This window comes from Trichocoleus sp. AS-A1 (assembly GCF_039962015.1).
Lineage (GTDB): Bacteria > Cyanobacteriota > Cyanobacteriia > Cyanobacteriales > FACHB-T130 > FACHB-T130.
This window is the reverse complement of the sequence record NZ_JAMPKG010000017.1, coordinates 20139-41410: the sequence shown is the minus strand read 5'-3', so window position 1 is coordinate 41410 and position 21272 is coordinate 20139. Positions and strand designations below refer to the sequence as shown.

Below are 21272 nucleotides of genomic sequence, written 5' to 3'. Positions count from 1 at the left end.
AAACCATGAGGGGTTGAGACGTGCTACTAATATACTACAAGCTTCTGCTTTAGGGGTAAGCACCGTTCCTGACAATTGAGTACCACAACGTCTGAAATCTTTTCCCGGCAAGCAACCAAGGCTGTGAGCTTTCCTGTTTTTGTCAACGTCGATGAACAAAAGGGAGATGCGAGAGCGTTGAGAGGTTGAGTCTAACTCAACCTCTCTTGACCTTTTTACCCTAACTCAAATTTTTAGTGGGCAATTGACAACTGAGCAGATATGTAGAACTTGTGATTGTCAAATCCGATATATCGCGATAGATTAATTTTAAGGTTAACGATATATCGCGATAACTCACAATCACAAGGAGCAAAGTATGTTCAGACACAGACAATTTCATCCCGGTTTTTTCGTGCCAGCATGGGCAGGAGAAGGACAAGGACTTAGCAATCCATTCTTCATGAGTGGGCGACATGGACGCAGAGGTTCGTCGGGTGGCGGATGGGGAGATGAGCCTCGCACTCGTCGCGGTGACATTAAGTTCATTCTGCTTGGGCTTCTATCTGAGCGTCCCCAGCATGGTTATGAATTGATGAAAGAGCTAGAAGCACGTCGTGGTGGCTTTCGCCGCCCTAGTCCAGGCTCTGTTTATCCCACGCTTCAGATGTTGGAAGAAGGCGGTTATTTGACCAGTGAGGAGGTCGAGGGCAAGCGGGTTTATACGATTACCGAGAGTGGCAGACAATTCTTGAGCGATCGCAACCAGCACTCCCATTCAAGAAATGCTCACGATAGTTTTACAGAAAATAAGCCTTCTGAATTGATTGAATTGCGGCATACTTTAACCCAGTTAAATGATGCTGTCACCCAAGTTGCTCGAAGTGGCAATGTGGAGCAAGCCAATCGAGTACGCGATCTGCTTGTTCAGGTAAAGCGTGAGATTTACAAGCTGCTTGCAGAGCAGTAAGCGGGAGGTTGTTATGTTAGAGGTAACGAACTGCCCAACTTGCGTTGCTGTCTGTCGTACTCCGGGTCAAGATGCTGAGGGTTTACCACAGCTGAGAGCCTTTCAAAACACTGATGCACAGCAGAAAATTGAACAGTTGAAAAAATCTCTACACTATCTTCAGGAAACGCTTCACAAGGAACAGGCGACTGCAAAAGCCAAGATTCTCAGTCTAGAAGCGGAACTCTCAAAGCAAGCGAAAACCGCTTGGCGTCGATTGAGGCAAGTTGCTGTAAGCATTCAAAACCAAGCTATCAGAGCTTGTACTATATTGTAGTATGTTCGATAAAGCTTGCAGAATTAACTGGAGTTCATGTGGGAATGCAAATTGAACCATACGACCCTCGCCACCTTGATGCTGTTATTCGTCTTTCGCTTCGGGCATGGGCTCCGGTCTTTGATTCGATTCAGAACGCGATGAACGCTGATGTGTACCAGGCATTCTATCCCAATCATTGGCGTGTGAGCCAGCAAAAAGCTGTTGAGGATGTCTGTGCTGCGGAAGACACGAACGTATGGGTTGCTATCGATGCAGGTTCTACTGTGGGATTTGTAGCCGTGAAACTACACTCAGACGACAGCATGGGTGAAATCTACATGGTTGCTGTCGATCCAGACTTTCAAGGTCATGGCATTGGTAGTGCTCTGATAGAATTCGCTCTGGCTTGGATGAAAGATGCTGGGATGTCTATTGCTATGGTTGAGACTGGAGGTGATCCTGGTCATGCCCCAGCGCGTCACACCTATGAAAAGGTGGGCTTTGAGCTATTCCCAGTTGCCAGATACTTCAAGAAGCTCTAAGTGCAGATGTATTGATTTCGCGATCGCATTGTATCCTTCAACTTAATGCGATCGCCCGATCTTGTAGTTCGGGTTGAAGTATGAAACCCGACACTCATCACTGCTTCTCCACCTGAACCCTGGTGCGATCGCCCAATCGAGTCATGTTTGTCACGTTACCTACTGATTCATACGCAAGGACTTGACACTACTCAACCCAACCTACAGCGAGAGGCGATCACACCCCAATCAACTAAAGCACAGCCGTCCGACTTCACCCAAGCCGTAAAACAGACCGCGCAACGACTGAACACCAAAGCCGAATATCTCCTAGGGGTGATGTTGTTTGAGACGGGTGGCGCTCTTGATCCGTGCCAGAAGGGTGCGATCGCGCTCGATGGAACCAGAGCCACTGGCTTGATTCAATTTATGCCGGATACTGCGAAGGAACTGGGGACAAACTCAGAGGAACTGTGCCGCATGAGTCAGGTTGAACAGATGCAATCGGTTGAGAAGTATCTAGTGCAGCGCGGTTTTAGTAGTGGTGGGATTGAAAAACTTTACAGCACTGCGTTTGCGGGGCATCCAAGCGATGACTCAAGCATCGGCGATGGATACCACACACTCAGCGGCGCTGTGAAAAGGATTGAACGCGAACACTTACCCCTAGCAAAGAATGTGTTAGGAAAATGAGCAGCTAAAGGCACTTGAGGGGTTTGAGTAGCAATCGTGCAGAAACTTACGCGCTTGGCTGAAACTTTAGACCACACCAAGAACGGCAAGACTTCCACAGGTAAGCAAAAGTTCAAGTGTAAACAATGTTCTAAAACTTTCAGCATCTAATTTATTCAGCCTAGTAATTGCGTAAGCGGGTTTTCGCTTCCCGCCTAGGCAACCTACAAAGGGGAAATCAAGACTATACAAGATTAACTACTATGCGAAATTAGTAACCATAGGATATCAAGTAATCTGCAATATTTGCAACGACAGGAAAAGCCTCAGCCATTTGTATGGGTGCAAGGATGATTGTAATTAAAATTGTTTGTTTAGTTTGTGCTGTGATAGCTCCATTAGCTCCTAGCTTTGCCAAAATCAAGTTTTCCTCAATATTTAGAAGCATATATTTTTTTCCATCAAGAGTAATACCGTCCTCATAGGCTTTCTGAGGATTATTGTATATATCAGCTAATGCCTTCCTTTCATTTGCTGAGGGTTCAAATCCTTTACTATGCGCCCATATACTATTACCATCTTTGCTAAGAATAGCGGCTTGAGATATCTTCCCTGTCCCAATAAGGTTAGTATCAATGTAATCTTGCCAGCTCATAGCTATGATTTTCTATGTGTATATACAAACATTTAGAAAATTAGCACGACTGAGAAAAGGAATGCAAGGACAGTTAAAACAGTTAAAAATATTTAATAAAAATTTTAGATTTCGAGAGCATAGATTCTCATTCTCATACGATTAACTCCCAGTCTCCCGGTGCGATCGCCCGCTCTTGTAGGTCGGATTGAAGGATGAAACCCGAAACCGATCGCTACTTCTCCACCTCAACCTTGGTGCGATCGCCCCATCGAGTCAGAAAAGCTATCTGTGGGACAATTGCAAACGTACTTAAGCTTGGGGATCAACTGAATGCTATGGCTTGTTGTACCCCTTGGGGTATTGATTGGAGTAGTCGGGCTTGGAGCAATTTATCAAGCATTTGCCACAAGTCGTGATCGCCTTATGTTTCTGCCACCTGGAAAATTAATTCAAATCAATGGTAAAAATTGGCACTGTCAAATTATGGGTAAAGGTTACCCAACAGTCATTGTAGATAGTGGAACCGGAGGGACTCACCTAGACTGGGAATTAGTGCAGCCTGAAGTTGCAAAATTTACAAAAATCTTGACCTACGATAGAGCAGGCTATGGCTGGAGTGCTATAAGTTCAGAACCACGCACAGCTGAGCAAATTGTTAGTGAGTTGCGGCAACTTTTGAGAGAGGTTGAAATTGAGCCGCCTTATGTCTTAGTGGGGATGTCTTTAGGTGGTTTATTCAGTCGCTTATCTGCCTATCACTATCCAGAAGAAGTCGCTGGGATGGTTTTAGTGGATGTTGCTCATGAAAGAATGTATGAGGACACACCAGTCCAATGGGTTGAATTAAACAAACGACTGGAAGGACTGTTAACTCATCTAGTGCCCATTATGGGACGTATCGGTCTGCTTCGTTTGCTTGTCGCTTTTGATTCTGTGCCTATGGCGGCTGGTTTATTCCAAAAATTTCCACCTTCACTTCAACCTCTGGCTAAAGCACTCTATTCTCAAACTCAGTTTGGGAAAACTTTTGCTCAGGAATCGGCAGCGGTATCAATCAGCATGAACCAGGTTGAACAAGCACGGCAAACAAAGCCGTTTCCTGATATTCCTCTGATTGTTTTGTCGGCTGGAAAGCCAGACTTCGACATAACACAAGATGTGCTTGAGAAACTGCAAGAATTACACGCAGAGCTAGCCAATGAGTCGCCTCAAGGCGTTCACATTATTGCTCATGAAAGTGGACATGCAATCCAACTTGATAAACCAGAATTAGTCATTGATGCAATTCGTCAAGTTGTTGAAAAAGTGCGTTGCAGTAGTGATCCTTAACAACCCTATTGGAGCGGAATGTCGATAGATGCTAGTCATGTTGCAAAGGTTAGTTGATTTCGCGATCGCATTGTATCTTTCAACTTAATGCGATCGCCTTTTCGTTCTTGTAAATCCTTGTTTAGAATCGGTGTCTAGTGCAGTTTTGGCTCAATTAGTGTTTGTTTAGGCAATAGTACAACTCAAATACGATAAGAGCATGGAATGTAATGATAGAGGAAAATACGCGGACAGACTTGCAACAACGGCAATGGATTTTTGATGTCAAAGATATAAATCTGATACCACAAGGAGCTTCATTTGTTAGCTTGTGGAAACAGTATACAAATGGCGTTGCGATCGCGCTGTCTATTCACTCTGAGAACGGTCAGTTTGCGTTGTATCAAGATGTGGGTCATGCGGCATCTGGAACAAAAAGAACTAATTGCGGTACATTTTCAACCGCAGATGCTGCGGTACATCAACTGATTCAAGAGTGCGATAGCTGGGATAATACGTGGGGTATCTAATAGCAAGCTGAGGGAAATAACGGGTGGATAAATGAGCATTGTGTAGATAGCATCACGCTTTATTACCGAGAGCATCAGAGTATGGTGACTGAAGTGCTATGGTTTGACGATACTGGAAAAGTAAAGAAAGCTTTGGTTTGTTACGCCATTAATATAACAAGGAAAGGTGAGTTATGAAGCAATCGCCAATTTCATCTGAATCGATTTCAGCACCGAGCGGTAAGACGATATATCCAGAACCTTATGCTTCCCTTGTGAAGGGACGACAAAAGCGAAAACTGGGTGACTATTTTGGGTTGACTCATTTTGGAGTTAATTTAACCCATCTTTCACCTGGGGCAATTTCTGCTCTTGCTCACAGCCACTCAAAGCAAGAAGAATTTATCCTGGTATTGGAAGGTAGCCCAACGCTGGTACTCGGCGAAGAGGAATTCGTTTTGCATCCCGGTGACTGCTACGGATTTCAGGCAGGCACAGGTATCGCCCATCAACTGATTAATCGCTCCCAAGAAAACGTAACCTATCTTGAAGTTGGCGATCGCACTGAGGGAGATGAGGTTGTATTCCCAAATGACGATCTCAAAGCAACACAATTGCCGAATGGCGAATGGGCTTTAACGCACAAAGATGGTCGCGCATATTAATAGCACTGCCTAACAACCGCGCTGCATCGAAACGTTGGGCGATCGCATTCTATCTTTCAACTGAATGCGATCACTCGATCGAGTTATGTTTGGTTTCACGTTACCTACTGATTCACAAGTAAGGATGTGATAAGTTCAACCTGGCTTACAGCAAAGGGCGATCGCATTTGTTCCAATACTCCGCCTTGGCATACTCCGCGAAGGCTCGGCCTCCAGCCAGCGGCAAAGCCGCATCGGAGCGGTAGGTTACGACATAGGTTAATGTTGGATAAGACCGATATAGGGGGTTTTATCCAACAGATCTGACAGTGAATACATAGTTAGGCTTCACTCTTCTGTAGGGCTGTTCTTGCTCCCGATTCTTGCTAACCTTTTCTTGGGAGCATCTAATTACCTTTTGGTTCAGCGATAAGTTGTCTAGTAGTTAGTGCTTGTGACGGTAATTAAGCTAAAGTGTGTGAGAACTGAAAGCATCCGCCGATCTGTTCTTTTTGAAAGAATATATGTAGGTTCTAGAAGTGTCCGCTAGTTTGTTAATTAGCCGTTATGAATGAGTCAGTGGATATTGAAGCAGTTAGAGCTGAAGCATTAAGAAAACTGGGGAGGAATATAGTTAATTTTTCAAAAATCGAAGCAGCATTCAAATACTTGCTTTCAGTGAGCCAATTAGAGGGGGATGGAAAAACAATCTCAGCTCAGTTACGTAGGAACCAGACTAGACTCCGAAAACAAACCTTTGGTAAGTTAGTTCAGGAATTTAATAACAATATTTTGGGAGATGCGAGTCAATCTGAGCCTATATCCGACTTTTCTGGGGCAGGGATTTCTTTGTCATTTAAGGTTAATTGTAACAATCCAGATTTCTTAAAAGTACAAAAACGCAAACTTTCTAGCATTGTAGCTGAGCGAAACAAATTAATTCATCAAGAACTAGCGTTTATTGATACCAGTTCTGTAGAAGATTACCACAATTTAATTACCCTTTTAGACGAACAAAATCCCCGACTATTAGCTCAACTTGAAGAACTGAAGTGGATGATAGAGACCCTGAGAGAGAGTTTGAAAGTCTTTGAGGATTTGTCTAAATCACCAGATTTTCTTCAAAGCATACAATCTAACCAATCTAACGCCTAAGCCTAACACTGCATGGCAGTGGACGGTCGAAAGCCGCTGGTCTTTAGTTCGAGGTTATCTGCCGCTGCATTTTGCCGTTAGACCGTTATGTATGCGACATAAGCTACAGGTTTTAATCAAATAAAGGCTAATCGTTGGAGGTTCTAATTGGAACTTCTAGAGATTGCAGGTACGACCAATGCTTGGATCGTGAAGTGTGACTGCTAGATTCACTGTTTGAAATCTAATTTTGCGATCGCATTCCATCCTTCAACTGAATGCGATCAAGCTGTATCGCAGATAAAGTTAAGCGCTGGGCAATCGCCTGCTAAGAGCATTGCGAATTAAAATGATCAGAATTCCTAAACCTGTAAACACTAACGCCAAAATGTGACTTTCACGAGAGGCAAAGGCAATCAGAACTAAGTTGGAGATTAGCGCTAAAGCTGGAATCGCAGCAGGAACCTGAAACCCGGTGGTTTGGGGTTCTTGCCTTTTAATGACCAGCAGTGAGAGGTTGACAAGAGAGAACATTGCCAAAATTAAGGTTGCGGTTGTTCCAGCGAGGAATTGAAGTGTACCTGAAAGCGCCAGAAAAATCACGAGCGGCAGAATGACCAGCAGCGTTCGGTAAGGAGTTGCGCGGCGTGGATGTAATTTTCCTAACCAAGATGGAAGCAGCCCTTCGCGGGACATTCCGTAAAGCAGGCGCGATGCTGTGACAAAATTCAGCAAAGCAGTATTGAGAACGGCGAACAGCGCAATCAGTGAAAAGATGACTGCTGGAAAATTTGGCTGCGATCGCTGAACGACTTCGAGAAGAGGAGCTTTCGAGGCGGCAAGTTCTGCCGAACTGATTACCTGAACGGCAAGCCAGGAAACGAGAACATAAATGATACCGGCAATCCCCAGGGAAAGCAGAATCGCTCTCGGAACATTGCGCTGGGCATCTTTCACTTCCTCGGAAACATTGACAATATCCTCAAACCCAATGAAGGCGTAGAAGGCGAGTGCTGCTCCCTGAACCACGGCTATCCAACCAATCGGTGGTGCGTTGGGGACGGGAATGGGAACCGGATTCGCTGCGCCTGCTGGGTTCCCGATGAGGAAAAGGGTGGCGACAAAGATAACAATCACAAGACCTGAAACTTCAAGAGACGTGCAAAAAATATTTAAGGCTGAGGACTCCTGCATTCCCCTAAAATTGACAAATGCAAGACCCGCAAATAGCGCCAGGATAATCAACCAATCTGGAATCGCTGGAGCAAAAGCATTGAGATAGCCTGCAAACGCTTTTGAGAGCGTCGCCATTGAAACAAGACAGGTACAAAACATCAACCAGCCTACCAAGATTGAGAGCCAATCCCGGCGAAATGCTCTGTGGATGAAACTAGCGACTCCTCCGCTTTGGGGAACTCGATTACCGAGTTCTGCATAACTTAATGCAGTGAGTGCCGCAACAGTCATGGATACCAGGAAAGAAACCCAAACCAAAGAGCCGGAAAGTCCGGCAATTTTTCCAACCACTGCATATATTCCGGCACCGAGAATATCTCCAACCCCATAAATCACCAGCGTCGGCAATCCAAACACTCGTTTGAGTGAATCCGCTTCTGCATTCGGTTCCATAAAATTTCTTTTATCCTTGTATTTTCCCAATCTTGTAATCTTTATGCTCGTCAGTATAGGGGGTACGGGGTGGAAGTGCGATCGCAAATTGCTAAGACACAAGCCACGATTAAACAAGGCTTGCAAATAAGGACTGTTTCACCCCATTTAGGCGATCGAGAATGGCTTGGGTAGCAGCTTCATCCAGAATAATTAGTGCAGCAGCAGCAGATCCGGCATCTGAAATAATGATTCATAAACCAGTACTGCACCACCAATCGCCGCCGAATCTTCTCCAAATTGGGAAATCTCTAACCGGAATCGAGCTGCACTGTCAAAGCCATATCCGCTTCTATCGGGCAGACAATTTTGCAACATCTCATCCAATTGCTCTTGCACGTAGGGCACCAGCACCGCCAGCGATCCTCCAAAGACAATCCGTTCCGGGTTGAGTACACCCACTAACCCTCGTACACCCCAACTCAGATACATTCCCCACTGTTTCACAACCGCTTGCGCGATCGCATCCGCTTGTTCCAACCGAGACAGTAGCGTATTCAGGTCGCTCGTCTCTCCACTTTGTTGATGATAGGCACTCAATAGCCCAACCTTGCTGCATAAAGCTTCTAGCGTCCCCGCACGCCCTCCTACGGATGTCTGAGAACTATGCGGGTCAATCATCAGTTCGCGAACTTCGCTCGCAGTGCCCCCCGCCCCCCGTAACAAACGATTATTCAGTACCATTCCCGCCCCCACCCCGACACCCAGAAACAGGTAGAGCAAGCTATGGCTGGGCATCGAGCCACTCAAATACGTCTCGACAAGCGCACCTGCATTCGCATCATTCTCGATAAACAACGGCACATCCAGATGAGGATTCAAATAAGGTCGCAAGTCCACATTCTGCCAATGCAATCTAGGGGCACGAAGGATAATTCCTTCCCGATTTAAGGAGCCTGGAACCGTGATGCCAATTCCCCGATATTTCGCTTCGCCGTCTGGATTTGCCTGCCAGACTTGTTGAATCAACTCGACTAATTGCCGGGTAACGGTTGCTGGATCGGTGTCTGCGGTCATGGATGCTTCTACTCGACGAGTCACTTGTGCTGCCAGGTTGAGTTCAATGACGCGGATATTTTCATCCCCAAGGGCAACTCCGATAAAAAAGGCTCCCTCTGGATCGAGTTCTAACTCCACCCCAGGACGCCCTCCTTCTGTTCCAGATGCAGTTTCCTTTCCTTCTCGCAGGAGTCCAGTTGCAATCAGTTCTGCCGTAATTACGGTGACGGTTGAACGAGTTAAGCCCGTTCGTCGTGCAATCTCGGCGCGGCTGAGGCGCGGGTGATAGCGTAGCAAACTGAGAATCCGAGCGAAGTTGATTTGCTTGAGCAGGCTGGCGTCAGTCGTGAGTTTTTTCTGGTTGGCATTTGTCTTCATAAGAAACTATCCGCCCTGTTGTTTGTTGTAATGACAAACTATCATAAGTTAGTTTGTTCGTTAAACAAACAATCTAGGATGAAATTATTGAAGTTAATCGGTCTCAGTTATGCGAACCTTCCAACAAAAACGGAATTACAACCAGCTTGAACAACTTTCTCCCCAGGTAGGTGAGTTAGTCGGTTTAAATCTAAAGGGGATGTGGCAGGCTTTTGTCAATTACTGGTACACACCGGCTGGCGAACCGCGAATCCAGCAAAAAAGCGATCGCGCTGGCAACAAATACTGGCGAGTTTGCGATCCGGCAAGCGATCGCACTATCCGCTTTGACGACAGGCAAGAATTGACGATCTGGCTGGATGAACGACATTATCGCAGATCGCAACCGAATCTCTGGAACATCAGCGACTAAGCCCATACGGTAAGCGATGTTCTTGAGAACATGAAAACTCAATTTTGCTGTGTCAAGGTTATTACCCCATCATCTCAACCCCGATTGCACTGTGCTAACCCCTGTGTAACTTCCCGCGCAAGCAGGATAGGGGTTCTAGATTTCAACCTGTGCAGCACTCGACAAACCCACTGATGAAGGAAATATCCATGAACTCCACAAAGAATATGATGACCTCTCTGTTCTCAAAAGCTCTCACCAGCCTACCGGAGCAACCCTCCTCGGCAAAAAGCCTAGGTCGCGTGCTACTGGTGGCTTCTAGCACGAACACACTGCAACTGAAAAATTATCGCGTCGTTCCCACAGGGTACTCCCTAGAAGACCTTACCGTGCCAGTCCAGCAGTTCATTGAAGCTGGCTACGAGGTGGTCATTGCCACACCCGATGGCAAAAAACCCGTCATTCTTGCTCATGCCAACGACTCCCGCTTCGACAACGATCCAGAAGCGCTACAACGCGCGATCGCATTCCTTGACAGCTACCCCAGTATGCAGAACCTGAAGACATTAAAAGCGGTTTTGTCAGAGGGATTGGATCGCTACATCGGTGTCTACGTTCCCGGTGGTTATGCACCGATGAATGACTTAATGCAAGATCCGGATCTCGGACAGATACTGCGCTACTTCCATAAAACGTCGAAGCCAAGCGCCTTCTTGTCCCACGGCTCAGTGGCAATGCTAGCCGCTTTGCCGGACACCACCGCCTACCGGAAGGCTCTCGTAGATGGCGATCGAGAGGCGGCGAAGACGGCGGCTGCGGATTGGCAATATGCTGGCTACCGCATGACCAGCTTCTCGAACGAAGAAGAGTATCCGATTGAACGGGAGATCCTCGACGGTCAGGTGCCGTTCTACGTCGCCGATGCGCTAGCCAGCGCTGGCGGTCGGGTTGAGCATGGTTCGAGCGACCAAAGCTTTGTTGTGCAGGACAGAGAGCTGATCTCCGGTCAGAATCTTGCCTCGGATCGCGCGATCGCCCAAGAGTTCGTCGAAGCGCTCGACGAGGCGCGAGTTATCCCCATCTGGGTCAGAAAGCATTTTTTGGGAAAGGCTTAATGTAAATTTGCCAAGACACTGACGCTTGTCCCTTGCACCCCAACCCGTTTCGCAATCGTCTTTGTCTGTAACCCTCATCTCACAGGAGCATAATGGCTGTTCGTTTTAAGATCCGAGCAGCCATTCTTGCCTTTGGTCGTGATGTCCAATAACGGTTGACGTTGCTTGTGGTTGATGTCCCTAATCGCTACTCAGCGCTTTAACTTTCCAGAAAGGTTTGATCGCTAGATTTTGCGTGTACTTGTTGTTACATTTTTGGCAACGGAGATATCAATAAGCTAAATTTAGCTGAGATTAGCAGAAAATACTCTTTTATCCAGCAATTAAAAAATATATGCAGAAAATAACTCGGATTTTATTCGCTACAGCTCTAACCTTGAGCATTTTAGGTTTTCCCACCAAAGCATTTGCTAAAGCTAAGATTCAGATCGCCATCCTTTTAGATTCTAGTAATAGTATGGATGGACTCATAGACCAAACTCGTACCCAACTTTGGCAAATTGTCAACTCTTTAACTAAAGTAACCAAAGATGGCGAAGTCCCAGAATTAGAAGTTGCTTTATACCATTATGGAAATGATAATTTACCCTCAGAAGAAGGTTTTGTCAGACTTTTAACTGGATTTACTCCAGAATTAGATTTAGTTTCAGAAAAGCTATTTAGTATCCAAACCAACGGCGGTCAAGAATATGCTGGCTGGGTAATCCGCTCAGCCGTAAAAGAATTAAACTGGAGTAAAGATAAAGCAGATTTTCGGGTTATTTTTATTGCGGGTAATGAATCATTCGATCAAGGCCCGATAGTTTGGCGCGAAGCAGTCGATCTCGCTGCTAAGGGAAATACTTTAGTGAATACTATCTACTGTGGTTTATCAGAAGATCGGGAGCGACAACTTTGGGCTTCAGGAGCTTATTTAGCACAAGGTAGCCACTTCAATATTAATCAAGACGAAAAAACTGAATTTATTAAGTCTCCTTACGATGAGCAAATTGCTACTTGGAATGATAAGCTCAATCAAACTTACATTCCCTATGGTGCAGAAGGAGAAGTTGGACAACAGCGTCAGACGATTGAAGATAGTAACTCCGGCATGAATTTGGCTATGCGTGGGAACTCCAAAGCTTCTGCCTATTACAACAATGCTTCTTGGGATTTGATTGATGCTCTCGATAAGGGAATCGTTAGCCTTGAGAAATTACCGAATAATGCTTTGCCGAAAGCTATGCAAGGGATGACTTTAGCTCAAAAGCAAGAATATGTAGCAGCGAAGAAGGCCGAAAGGGAGACAATTCAAAAAACGATCCGCGACTTATATCAAAAGCGTAGCGAATATGTTGAAAAACAGCGCCAGGTTAGTGCTAGTAGTAGCAAAAATACCCTTGATTCTGTAATTATTCAAAGTCTCCGCAAGCAATTAGCAGCTAAAGGATTTAAGCTTCAATAATTCCTGGGCTACTCTAGAGTTAATTCAAACTTGGTTTGAGATATTCAGGACTTACGCAGAAGCCGAAAAGGAAACAAAGATGCAACCGTAACGGGTTGGTGCGTAAGCCCTATTGTGTATTAGGTGTATTAGCGATAGGGCGAGAGCGGGATACAATTTTCCTGTCCCAAAAACAGCTTGTAGGCGGGATTCTTGCTTTCATCCCAATAGCGATAACCGAGGGTATCGAGGAATGCTTGCCACTCTTCCATCTCGCGGGGAGGCACTTGCATCCCTACGACAATTCGCCCGTAGTCTGCGCCATTGTTGCGATAGTGGAACATACTAATATTCCAGTTGGGACTCATAGAACCGACGAACTTCATTAATGCGCCGGGACGTTCGGGAAACTCGAAGCGATAAAGCAATTCATCGCAAGCGAGGGGAGAACGTCCGCCAACCATGTGACGTAAGTGCAATTTGGTCAGTTCGTCGTCGGTTAAATCAAGAGTTTTGAACCCGCAAGCTTCAAAACTTTCTGCCATCTTTGCAGCATCGGCACGGTTTTGAATTTGCACGCCGACAAAAATCTGGGCTTCGTTTTCATCAGCAATGCGATAGCTAAACTCAGTAAGATTGCGTCTGCCAAGACATTCGCAAAACTTGCGGAGACTGCCCGGTTGTTCGGGAATTGTGACGGCATAAATGGCTTCCCGGCGTTCGCCAAACTCTGCTCGTTCTGCGACAAACCGGAGGCGATCGAAGTTCATGTTAGCACCGCAGGCAACAGCAACTAGCGTTTGTCCTTCGATTTGCTCCCGTTCGGCGTAGGCTTTCGCACCTGCGATCGCTAATGCACCCGCTGGTTCTAAAATCGATCGCGTATCCTCAAATACGTCTTTAATTGCAGCGCAAGTGTCATCCGTATCCACCAAAATGATCTCATCGACGTACTCTTGACACAGCCGGAAGGTTTCTTCCCCGACTTCCCGCACTGCAACCCCATCGGCAAATAAGCCTACATTCGATAAGCGCACCCGTTTCCCAGCTTTTAGGGATTGATGCATCGCATCGGCATCAACGGGTTCAACGCCAATAATCTTTATATCGGGACGCAACCTTTTTACATACGCCGCAATACCAGCGATTAATCCACCACCGCCAATCGCCACAAAAATAGCATGAATGGGTTGCTGACATTGCCGCAGAATTTCCATCCCAATTGTCCCCTGTCCGGCAATTACGTGCGGATCGTCAAAGGGGTGAATAAAGGTTAAGCCTTTTTCGGCTTCCATCTGACGGGCAAAAGCATAAGCATCGTCGTAAGTATCTCCATGCAATACAACTTCTCCCCCACGCGCTTTGACGGCATCCACCTTCACTTGCGGCGTGGTGACTGGCATAACGATAAGCGATCGCGTTCCTAGCTGACGTGCAGCCAGGGCGACTCCTTGGGCATGGTTCCCCGCTGATGCAGCAATGACACCCTGCGCCAGCATATCCGGCGACAGGTGCGCCATCTTGTTGTAAGCACCCCGCAACTTGAAGGAAAAGACTGATTGCATATCCTCCCGTTTGAGCAGGAGTTTATTATTCAGCCGTGCGGAGAGATTTGGGGCGTATTCTAGGGGCGTTTCTTGGGCGACATCATAGACACGAGCCGTCAGGATTTGTACCAGGTAGTCGCAAAGCATGGGGTGAAGGGGGTTACAGATGGCGGATGGAAGACAATTTTACTTCACTGGTGATCCTGTGGTGTGGAAGTGAGAAGCGATCGCACTTCATGACTCAACAGAGCGATCGCTCTGTTGAGTTCTAGCTGTAAGTGCGAAGTGCGATCGCTCACTTTCATGCAGATGATCAAGTAGCTCTACCATTAGTGGTACACACCTGATAAGGAGCGAAGAAGATTTCATAATCATAAATTCAGTCAAGTTTTAGGGAACCCTAGAACTAGCTCCTAAGCAGTTGAGGGATGATATAGCCATGCAACCACTTTCTGAAGAACAACTCCGCCATCAATACGAAAAACTGACTGATTTTGTTGAAAATGGTGCAATCTGCCTGCATTGGGTTGGCTCGGATGGCACAATTTTGTGGGCAAATAAATCTGAGTTGCAATCTCTGGGCTACTCTCCTGAAGACTATATCGGTCAACACATCGCCGAGTTCCATGCTGATGAAGATATCATCAACGACATCCTCTGTCGGTTGACTGCAAACGAAACCCTCCATAATTACGAAGCCAAAATGGTGTGCAAGGACGGATCGATCAAGCACGTCCTGATTGATTCCAGCGTCTATCGAGATGAGAAAGGTCAGTTTATTCACACGCGCTGCTTTACTAGAGACAATACAGCCCGCAAGCTGGCAGAAGAAGCATTAAAACAAAAAACTCAACAGCTAGAACAAATTCTGCAAGCTCTGCAACAAACCCAATCGCAACTCGAACAAACCAACAAAGACTTGGAATACCGAGTTGAGGAGCGCACAATTGAACTGCAACAAGCCAAAGAACTTGCTGATAGCGCCAACAAAGCCAAAAGTGAATTTTTGGCAAACATGAGCCACGAACTCCGCACCCCGTTAAACGGCATTCTGGGCTATGCTCAAATTCTTCTGCGCGATAAAGCGACAAACCCCAAACAAAAAGATGGTGTCGGCATCATTCACCAGTGCGGCTCCCATCTCCTGACGTTAATTAACGATATTCTGGATCTCTCCAAAATAGAAGCCCGCAAGCTAGAATTTTTCTCCAAAAATTTCCACCTTGACTCCTTCCTAAATAGCATTGTGGAAATGTGCCGCATCAAAGCCGAACAGAAGGAAATTCACTTTACCTACGAAGCTCTCAACCATCTGCCTAATGCCATTTTTGCTGATGAAAAACGACTGCGGCAAGTGCTGATTAACCTGCTAGGCAATGCGATTAAATTCACTGACCGAGGAGGCGTGACCTTTAAAGTTGGCATTATTGCACAGTCTCCTGCTATAGAGGCGCAACCATCCGCCGTTGCGACAAACTCACCCCTCACCAAGATTCGTTTCCAAATCGAAGACACTGGCGTAGGCATGACCTCAGAGCAGGTCGAGAAGATATTCATGCCGTTTGAACAGGTTGGGGACAAAGAACGGATGGCAGAAGGAACTGGCTTGGGACTGGCGATTAGCCTGCAAATTGTCCAGATGATGGGCAGCGAAATCAAGGTTGAAAGTCTTCCTGGCAAAGGCAGCAAGTTTTGGTTTGATGTAGAACTGCCAGAATCCAAGGAGTGGATAGAGTCAAACAATGGTAATGCAGCGAATCTGATCGTTGGCTATGAGGGCAAGAAACGCAAAGTCCTGATGGTCGATGACCGTTGGGAAAATCGTGCTGTTATTGTCAACCTGCTGGAACCATTGGGATTTGAACTGATGGAAGCGGTGAACGGACAAGAGGGCTACGAAAAAGCGGTGGAGTGGCAGCCTGACTTGATTATTACTGACTTGGTGATGCCTGTTCTGGGTGGGCTGGAGATGACCCAAAAGGTGCGATCGCTCCCGGAATTCCAAAACACTGCGATTATTGCCTCTTCTGCTAGCGTGTTCAACTTTGATCGCCAGCAAAGTCAGCAAGCAGGCTGCAACGATTTTCTCCCCAAACCCGTACAATCCAATGAATTGCTTGAACAATGCCGCCAATATCTGGGTTTAACTTGGATTTACGAGATGAATCATACGCAAGCACAACGATCGGGGAACACTCCAGCCTCTGCTTCGTCTGCGCTGATTGCACCGACCTTTGAGGAACTGAAAGCATTGTACGCAGCAGCTCGCATCGGCGACATCGACAGCGTTGAGCAGGAAGCTCACCGACTCGCACAACTCAACGTTCAATATCAGCCCTTCGCCCAGCAGTTGCTTCAGTTTGTGCAAGCAATGGATGATGAAGCCATATTTAAATTTGTGAAGCAACACGTTGAACCAGCTGAGTAATTCTAACTATGAGTGCTCATCAAACCAGTCTAATTATGATTGTCGATGACAATCCGAACAATACAAAGGTCTTGTTTGAGTTGCTCAAAGAGGCAGGGTATCGAGTGTTAGTCGCTAAGAGTGGAGAAAGCGCGCTGGAGAGGTTGCAATCAGTCTCTCCAGACCTGATCCTGCTAGATGTGATGATGCCGGGAATCGATGGCTTTGAAACTTGTCGTCGTCTCAAAGCCTCGCCAGCTACTCAAGAAATTCCGGTAATCTTTATGACCGCTCTTTCTGACACCTTAGATAAGGTGAAAGGATTGACACTAGGGGCAGTAGATTACATTACTAAACCTTTTCAACAGGAGGAAGTGCTTGCGCGTGTGAAAATTCACCTCAAGCTCTATCACCTCAACCAAGAACTAGAGAATCGAGTATTGGAGAGAACAGCAGCGCTATCAACTGCACTAACCCAACTGCAACAGTCGCAATTGCTGTTGGTGCAAAATGAAAAAATGTCTGCACTGGGTCAGCTTGTGGCAGGAATTGCCCACGAAATTCACAACCCGATTAATTTTGTGGATGGTAATGTAGTCCACGTTGATAAATATATGCAAGATATCCTGAGTTTACTTCAGGTTTATCAGCAACACTATCCCAATCCTGTGCCAGCAGTGCAAGCGAAAGCACAAGAAATCGATCTCGAATTTCTTCTATCCGATCTGCCGAAAAGTTTATCTTCTATAAAAGTAGGAACGCGCAGAATTTTTGAGATTGTCCAAGGCTTACGCAATTTTTCTCGACTCGACGAAGCTAGCGTGAAAACCGTAGATATCCATGCAGGCATTGAGAGTACTCTTCTGATTCTGCAACATCGCTTGAAACCAAATCCAGAGCATACGGGTATTCAGGTAATAAAGGAGTATAGTGTTTTGCCTGAAATTGAGTGTTATCCAGCTCAACTGAACCAAGTGTTTATGAACTTAATTGTTAATGCCATTGATGCCTTAGAGGAGTCAATGCTGAATAGTTCGCTTTCGGAGGATAATAGCCAAAAAAACAACGGTGCCACAATCCGGATTCGCACTGAAATGTTAGATCAACGTCATGTTTGTATCCGAATTAGTGACAACGGAACGGGAGTTAAGGAGGAAGTCAAACATAAGGTGTTCGATCCATTCTTTACGACCAAGCCTATTGGCAAAGGTACAGGTTTGGGGTTGCCGATTAGCTATCAAATTATTACCGAGAAACATGGCGGTCAACTTGAGTGCATTTCAGCACCAGGTCAGGGTACAGAGTTTAAGATCGCCATACCAATCCGGCTAGCCACTCTAGCAGCAGCTAGGGTCACGTAGAACTCACTGCTGCTATTAAATACCTCATACGGTGAAAGTTCTGAGTTGAGCAATGAAGCTATTTAGGGTGTGTCTAACCCTGCCATAAGAGCGCGATCGCAAGCAGGAATGAAGAAAGCGATCGCACACATTAGTTTTGGCTGTATATAGAAGTGCGATCGCAGTTGCAACCGTGTCAAGTTACCGCCAGGTTATCTGTGGAACGACCAAGATTACATTGCCTCGTCAAGTTCGGTTGTAAGTGAGTTTCAGGCTCTTGGATTAGAACAGAACAGTACAATGATTACAGAGTATTTTCTGCAACAATGCAACAACCATGACCAAGCTACTTGAACAGGCGATCGCAAGAGTCATGCAGCTTCCTGAAACCGAACAAGATGCAATCGCAGCATTTATCCTTGAAGAGCTTGAAGATGAAGCTTCTTGGGATAGAGGGTTTTCACAGTCTCAGGATATGCTTGCCAAACTTGCAGCAGAGGCATTAGCTGAAGATCGGGCAGGCAAAACCCAAGAGTTAGATCCAGAAACCCTGTGAAATCTAGAACAACATCTCAGTTTCGCAAAGCATTTGCCACTATTCCTCAGCAGGTTCAGCAACAAGCACGCGACGCATATCGGCAGTTCAAGCAAGATCCTTGGCATCCTAGTCTTCGCTTCAAGCAAGTCCATCCTACCCTTCCTATCTATTCTGCTCGTGTTAGTAAAAGTTATCGTGCTGTCGGCGTGAGAAACGAGAATGGTATTGTGTGGTTTTGGATTGGTACACATACAGACTACGACAAGTTGCTCTCCCAGTTATAGCGATCGCTCAGATTAGTTTTGGCTGTAAGTGCGAAGTGCGCTCGCCTTTGGGACGCTACGCGATCGCATTTCATAAGCGAACAATTCTGTGAATCTCTCAACCGCTTATTCCTTTGCTTAGTAAAGGCTATAGGCAATGCATCTGAGAGATGGGGCGAATAGGAGACAATGATTTTTAACCAAGACTGAACCATCTTTACTCTTGCCCGGTCTAAGGTAATACAACAATCAAATGCATTGTTGCTACACATTAATAACCCGGAATTTGCACAGTTATGAAGATGAAATCTTTGTTCTTCTTGCCAGGAGCGATCGCGTTGATGCTTGCCGCTTCCCCAATGATTCCCCCTTTCACCAATGTTGCCTTTGCAGGTCCTGGTCGTGGTGGCGCAGGAATGAAGTATGACCAGCTGAATTTGACTGATGCTCAAAAAGCCCAAATGCAGCAAATTAAAGAGTCTACGCGGCAGCAAATGGATGCTATTTTCACCGCAGAGCAAAAGGAACAAATGCGCCTTGCTAAAGAGCAACGGCAAAGACCGAATCTAAACCTGACTGAAGACCAGAAAACAAGACTCCAAGCGGTTCGCCAAAGTAGCAAGAGCCAGATGGAAGCAGTGTTGACTGCTGAGCAAAAACAACAACTTGAGCAATTGCGCCAGCAATGGCGTCAACGCCGTCAACAACCACAGTCTTAACGGGGGCGTTGCTATTGCTTTGTAAGAAAAAGTAGCTCGAAAAGAGTTTACCTAGCAAGTACACAGCATCAAGAGGGCATGGGAATAATCACTTCCCATGCCCTCTTGTTTTCATCAAACGCAGACTGCATTTGGTCTAGCAAAACATCTGTTTCAATTTCCAATAATATTGAAAAATAATTTTATAAATATTCTTTCATAGCTATTAATTATAGGCTTGTTTTGCCTCTAAAAGTTAATTAATCCAAAAGAGTTATGAAATATAAATAAATCCAAGACTCAAAATTTTATCGAGTACAATTCAAGAAAAACCTTAGTTTTCAAGGAAGCAACGTATGGAAAAATCAATTATTCAGTTGGTTGATGAACTACCAACTGATAATATCACGGTTAAAGTTTTAAAGGCTCTTGATTATGTAGTGCCAAGTCAGTGGAATAACTTAGTAGGGTTTGATAATAGTATCCGTAGTATTACTGGAGAAACTGATGCCAAGGTAATTCAAAAAATCAGCGATCGCGCTGTTGCTTTATATCACGATCCTCAACAAGGCTATCAGACCGCAATCAAACTTTATCAAACAATTGATAAAGCAGATACAGCGATGGCAGCGGCGGCTTTAGCCAATAAAGTTAGTGAAAAAATAAGCTTTCTCTCTTTTTTGGGCAACATCACTCCCAAAGCAGACGTAACTCAAAGTATTGACCTTGTTCTAAAAATCGCTATCGAAATTATCGCCTTCTGTAAACTGAATGGCATTCCCCAACCGAATCCACAAGAATTTGCTAATTCTCTCGCTAACAAGTATAAAGATGCATCCCTAACGCGGATGATGGCTTTAGTTTGTATAGATGGAATTCTGCCATTGGGTCCTGACTTTCTCAACAAGATTCAGGGAGTGATTAGTAATGCTGATACTGGCGTATTAGCTCAAAATCCGGTTTTTTCAGCCGTCCAGAATTTTCTACCAGGAAATAATCCCTCTGATAAACTTGGTTTTCTCACTCAGGGTTTCAATTCTGTGCAAGGCTGGATGCAGAATTTAGTATCCAAAACAGGCGTCACGCCGCAATCTATTTCTAATAGTTTGGGTAATTTTATCCAGATTGCTGATGATAACTTAGACTTCGTCGCAGCTTTTTTGGATCAAACCACCAATTACTACGAGCATACAGGAGTTCAAAGTGTGGCTCGCAATCTAATTTTAAAAGCCCATACTTTGGTAAAAGAGGAAGTTACGGAAGAGGAGCCAAAGCTCCATCAAGATGTTTCCTCAACTGTAATATCAGATACCTATCAGTATGCAGTAGGTCAAACAGTAGAAGTCTGGGATAGTGAGGAAGAAGATTGGTATCAAGCAACGCTTCAGAAAATTAAAGATAACCAATACTTTGTTCATTACATCGGTTACGGTTCATCCCATGATGAGTGGATTGACGAAGATGACATTCGTATTCCCAATAGTGGCTCATCCGATGACAACGGATATACGGTGGGTCAAAAGGTAAAAGGTTGGGATGATGAAGAAGAAGATTGGTATTCTGCAACGATTGAGAAGATCCAAGGCCAGCAATACTTTATTCATTACATTGGTTACGATTCATCTTATGACAAGTGGGTCGATCTGGACGAGATTTGCTAACTGCTGAATGAGCAAGGAGCCGAATCAGCGATCGCTCTCATGGTCAGTCGTCCACCATTAGAGCGATCGCTCTGTTTTTCAGGCAGGCAACAAAGGCGTAATCCTATAATGTAATTCAGAGATATTTCATCCACAAGCTTATCTGTGAATCAGAAAGCATAAAAGTCTTAAA

The 21272-nt window shown here is 45.5% G+C and carries 22 protein-coding genes; 17 read left to right on the top strand and 5 right to left on the bottom strand.

From position 1 onward, the window contains the following. Window positions 1–358 precede the first annotated feature (358 nt). The 4 genes from NC994_RS14505 to NC994_RS14490 all read left to right on the top strand — a co-directional run bounded on the left by NC994_RS14505 (window position 359) and on the right by NC994_RS14490 (window position 2461). A complete protein-coding gene (locus NC994_RS14505) occupies window positions 359–949 on the top strand; it encodes a PadR family transcriptional regulator (RefSeq protein ID WP_190432970.1) in 591 nt (196 codons plus the stop codon). A gap of 13 nt (window positions 950–962) precedes the next feature. After that, window positions 963–1265: a hypothetical protein gene (locus NC994_RS14500; RefSeq protein WP_190432968.1), complete on the top strand. Its 303-nt coding sequence runs from the start codon at window positions 963–965 to the stop codon at window positions 1263–1265. Between the two features lie 44 nt (window positions 1266–1309). Continuing rightward, window positions 1310–1789, top strand: a complete 480-nt coding sequence (locus NC994_RS14495; RefSeq protein WP_190432966.1) for a GNAT family N-acetyltransferase — start codon at window positions 1310–1312, stop codon at window positions 1787–1789. 147 nt (window positions 1790–1936) lie between these two features. Further along, window positions 1937–2461 (top strand): hypothetical protein, encoded by a 525-nt coding sequence (locus NC994_RS14490; protein WP_190432964.1) that lies wholly within the window; start codon window positions 1937–1939, stop codon window positions 2459–2461. Window positions 2462–2711: 250 nt separating this feature from the next. Here NC994_RS14490 and NC994_RS14485 read toward each other — a convergent pair whose 3' ends face one another. After that, window positions 2712–3095: a profilin gene (locus tag NC994_RS14485; protein ID WP_190432962.1), complete on the bottom strand. Its 384-nt coding sequence runs from the start codon at window positions 3093–3095 to the stop codon at window positions 2712–2714. Between the two features lie 342 nt (window positions 3096–3437). Here NC994_RS14485 and NC994_RS14480 point away from each other — a divergent pair, with 342 nt between their 5' ends. From NC994_RS14480 to NC994_RS14465, 4 genes are all read left to right on the top strand, one after another. After that, window positions 3438–4406, top strand: coding sequence for an alpha/beta hydrolase (locus NC994_RS14480; protein WP_190432961.1), 969 nt, complete (start codon window positions 3438–3440; stop codon window positions 4404–4406). 209 nt (window positions 4407–4615) lie between these two features. Beyond that, window positions 4616–4915 carry a hypothetical protein gene (locus NC994_RS14475; RefSeq protein WP_190432959.1) on the top strand — a complete coding sequence of 100 codons (300 nt, stop codon included), beginning with the start codon at window positions 4616–4618 and terminating at the stop codon, window positions 4913–4915. Window positions 4916–5088: 173 nt separating this feature from the next. Next, a complete protein-coding gene (locus tag NC994_RS14470) occupies window positions 5089–5559 on the top strand; it encodes a cupin domain-containing protein (RefSeq protein ID WP_190432957.1) in 471 nt (156 codons plus the stop codon). Between the two features lie 546 nt (window positions 5560–6105). Beyond that, window positions 6106–6693 carry a hypothetical protein gene (locus NC994_RS14465; RefSeq protein WP_190432955.1) on the top strand — a complete coding sequence of 196 codons (588 nt, stop codon included), beginning with the start codon at window positions 6106–6108 and terminating at the stop codon, window positions 6691–6693. 285 nt (window positions 6694–6978) lie between these two features. Here NC994_RS14465 and NC994_RS14460 read toward each other — a convergent pair whose 3' ends face one another. Both NC994_RS14460 and NC994_RS14455 read right to left on the bottom strand, forming a co-directional pair. After that, window positions 6979–8301 carry an amino acid permease gene (locus NC994_RS14460; RefSeq protein ID WP_190432952.1) on the bottom strand — a complete coding sequence of 441 codons (1323 nt, stop codon included), beginning with the start codon at window positions 8299–8301 and terminating at the stop codon, window positions 6979–6981. Window positions 8302–8493: 192 nt separating this feature from the next. Further along, entirely contained in the window at window positions 8494–9717 is a 1224-nt protein-coding gene (locus tag NC994_RS14455) for an ROK family transcriptional regulator (RefSeq protein ID WP_190432950.1), read from the bottom strand. A gap of 109 nt (window positions 9718–9826) precedes the next feature. Here NC994_RS14455 and NC994_RS14450 point away from each other — a divergent pair, with 109 nt between their 5' ends. The 3 genes from NC994_RS14450 to NC994_RS14440 all read left to right on the top strand — a co-directional run bounded on the left by NC994_RS14450 (window position 9827) and on the right by NC994_RS14440 (window position 12667). Next, window positions 9827–10129 (top strand): hypothetical protein, encoded by a 303-nt coding sequence (locus NC994_RS14450; protein WP_190432949.1) that lies wholly within the window; start codon window positions 9827–9829, stop codon window positions 10127–10129. Between the two features lie 188 nt (window positions 10130–10317). Next, entirely contained in the window at window positions 10318–11223 is a 906-nt protein-coding gene (locus tag NC994_RS14445) for a type 1 glutamine amidotransferase domain-containing protein (protein WP_199299471.1), read from the top strand. Window positions 11224–11557: 334 nt separating this feature from the next. Then, window positions 11558–12667 (top strand): vWA domain-containing protein, encoded by a 1110-nt coding sequence (locus tag NC994_RS14440; protein ID WP_190432947.1) that lies wholly within the window; start codon window positions 11558–11560, stop codon window positions 12665–12667. A gap of 128 nt (window positions 12668–12795) precedes the next feature. Here NC994_RS14440 and ilvA read toward each other — a convergent pair whose 3' ends face one another. Further along, entirely contained in the window at window positions 12796–14340 is a 1545-nt protein-coding gene (gene ilvA / locus NC994_RS14435; RefSeq protein ID WP_190432945.1) for a threonine ammonia-lyase, biosynthetic, read from the bottom strand. 292 nt (window positions 14341–14632) lie between these two features. On the opposite strand from ilvA, the gene NC994_RS14430 reads away from it, so the two are divergent. From NC994_RS14430 to NC994_RS14405, 6 genes are all read left to right on the top strand, one after another. Next, window positions 14633–16621 carry a PAS domain-containing hybrid sensor histidine kinase/response regulator gene (locus NC994_RS14430; protein ID WP_242030510.1) on the top strand — a complete coding sequence of 663 codons (1989 nt, stop codon included), beginning with the start codon at window positions 14633–14635 and terminating at the stop codon, window positions 16619–16621. Window positions 16622–16629: 8 nt separating this feature from the next. After that, the gene (locus NC994_RS14425; RefSeq protein ID WP_190432943.1) at window positions 16630–17961 is read left to right on the top strand and encodes a response regulator; all 1332 of its coding nucleotides are present in this window, start codon (window positions 16630–16632) and stop codon (window positions 17959–17961) included. Between the two features lie 316 nt (window positions 17962–18277). Then, the gene (locus NC994_RS14420) at window positions 18278–18496 is read left to right on the top strand and encodes a hypothetical protein (RefSeq protein WP_190432941.1); all 219 of its coding nucleotides are present in this window, start codon (window positions 18278–18280) and stop codon (window positions 18494–18496) included. Next, window positions 18493–18762 carry a hypothetical protein gene (locus NC994_RS14415; protein WP_190412439.1) on the top strand — a complete coding sequence of 90 codons (270 nt, stop codon included), beginning with the start codon at window positions 18493–18495 and terminating at the stop codon, window positions 18760–18762. Before NC994_RS14420 ends, NC994_RS14415 begins: the two co-directional genes overlap by 4 nt. A gap of 275 nt (window positions 18763–19037) precedes the next feature. Continuing rightward, window positions 19038–19460: a Spy/CpxP family protein refolding chaperone gene (locus NC994_RS14410; protein ID WP_190432940.1), complete on the top strand. Its 423-nt coding sequence runs from the start codon at window positions 19038–19040 to the stop codon at window positions 19458–19460. Between the two features lie 335 nt (window positions 19461–19795). Further along, entirely contained in the window at window positions 19796–21100 is a 1305-nt protein-coding gene (locus tag NC994_RS14405; RefSeq protein WP_190432938.1) for an agenet domain-containing protein, read from the top strand. On the opposite strand, the gene NC994_RS14400 is transcribed toward NC994_RS14405, so the two are convergent. Next, on the bottom strand, window positions 21097–21234 hold the full coding sequence (locus tag NC994_RS14400; RefSeq protein WP_190432935.1) for a hypothetical protein: 138 nt from the start codon (window positions 21232–21234) through the stop codon (window positions 21097–21099). The two genes, NC994_RS14405 and NC994_RS14400, sit on opposite strands and share 4 nt — an antisense overlap. Between the last annotated feature and the right edge of the window lie 38 nt (window positions 21235–21272).

What these genes read in the sequence shown, in the direction of transcription:
- NC994_RS14505 (WP_190432970.1), top strand. Translation starts at nt 359, where the DNA reads ATGTTCAGACACAGACAATTTCATCCCGGTTTTTTCGTGCCAGCATGG.
- NC994_RS14500 (WP_190432968.1), top strand. Translation starts at nt 963, where the DNA reads ATGTTAGAGGTAACGAACTGCCCAACTTGCGTTGCTGTCTGTCGTACT.
- NC994_RS14495 (WP_190432966.1), top strand. Translation starts at nt 1,310, where the DNA reads ATGCAAATTGAACCATACGACCCTCGCCACCTTGATGCTGTTATTCGT.
- NC994_RS14485 (WP_190432962.1), bottom strand. Translation starts at nt 3,095, where the DNA reads ATGAGCTGGCAAGATTACATTGATACTAACCTTATTGGGACAGGGAAG.
- NC994_RS14475 (WP_190432959.1), top strand. Translation starts at nt 4,616, where the DNA reads ATGATAGAGGAAAATACGCGGACAGACTTGCAACAACGGCAATGGATT.
- NC994_RS14470 (WP_190432957.1), top strand. Translation starts at nt 5,089, where the DNA reads ATGAAGCAATCGCCAATTTCATCTGAATCGATTTCAGCACCGAGCGGT.
- NC994_RS14465 (WP_190432955.1), top strand. Translation starts at nt 6,106, where the DNA reads ATGAATGAGTCAGTGGATATTGAAGCAGTTAGAGCTGAAGCATTAAGA.
- NC994_RS14460 (WP_190432952.1), bottom strand. Translation starts at nt 8,301, where the DNA reads ATGGAACCGAATGCAGAAGCGGATTCACTCAAACGAGTGTTTGGATTG.
- NC994_RS14455 (WP_190432950.1), bottom strand. Translation starts at nt 9,717, where the DNA reads ATGAAGACAAATGCCAACCAGAAAAAACTCACGACTGACGCCAGCCTG.
- NC994_RS14450 (WP_190432949.1), top strand. Translation starts at nt 9,827, where the DNA reads ATGCGAACCTTCCAACAAAAACGGAATTACAACCAGCTTGAACAACTT.
- NC994_RS14445 (WP_199299471.1), top strand. Translation starts at nt 10,318, where the DNA reads ATGAACTCCACAAAGAATATGATGACCTCTCTGTTCTCAAAAGCTCTC.
- NC994_RS14440 (WP_190432947.1), top strand. Translation starts at nt 11,558, where the DNA reads ATGCAGAAAATAACTCGGATTTTATTCGCTACAGCTCTAACCTTGAGC.
- ilvA (WP_190432945.1), bottom strand. Translation starts at nt 14,340, where the DNA reads ATGCTTTGCGACTACCTGGTACAAATCCTGACGGCTCGTGTCTATGAT.
- NC994_RS14430 (WP_242030510.1), top strand. Translation starts at nt 14,633, where the DNA reads ATGCAACCACTTTCTGAAGAACAACTCCGCCATCAATACGAAAAACTG.
- NC994_RS14425 (WP_190432943.1), top strand. Translation starts at nt 16,630, where the DNA reads ATGAGTGCTCATCAAACCAGTCTAATTATGATTGTCGATGACAATCCG.
- NC994_RS14420 (WP_190432941.1), top strand. Translation starts at nt 18,278, where the DNA reads ATGACCAAGCTACTTGAACAGGCGATCGCAAGAGTCATGCAGCTTCCT.
- NC994_RS14410 (WP_190432940.1), top strand. Translation starts at nt 19,038, where the DNA reads ATGAAGATGAAATCTTTGTTCTTCTTGCCAGGAGCGATCGCGTTGATG.
- NC994_RS14405 (WP_190432938.1), top strand. Translation starts at nt 19,796, where the DNA reads ATGGAAAAATCAATTATTCAGTTGGTTGATGAACTACCAACTGATAAT.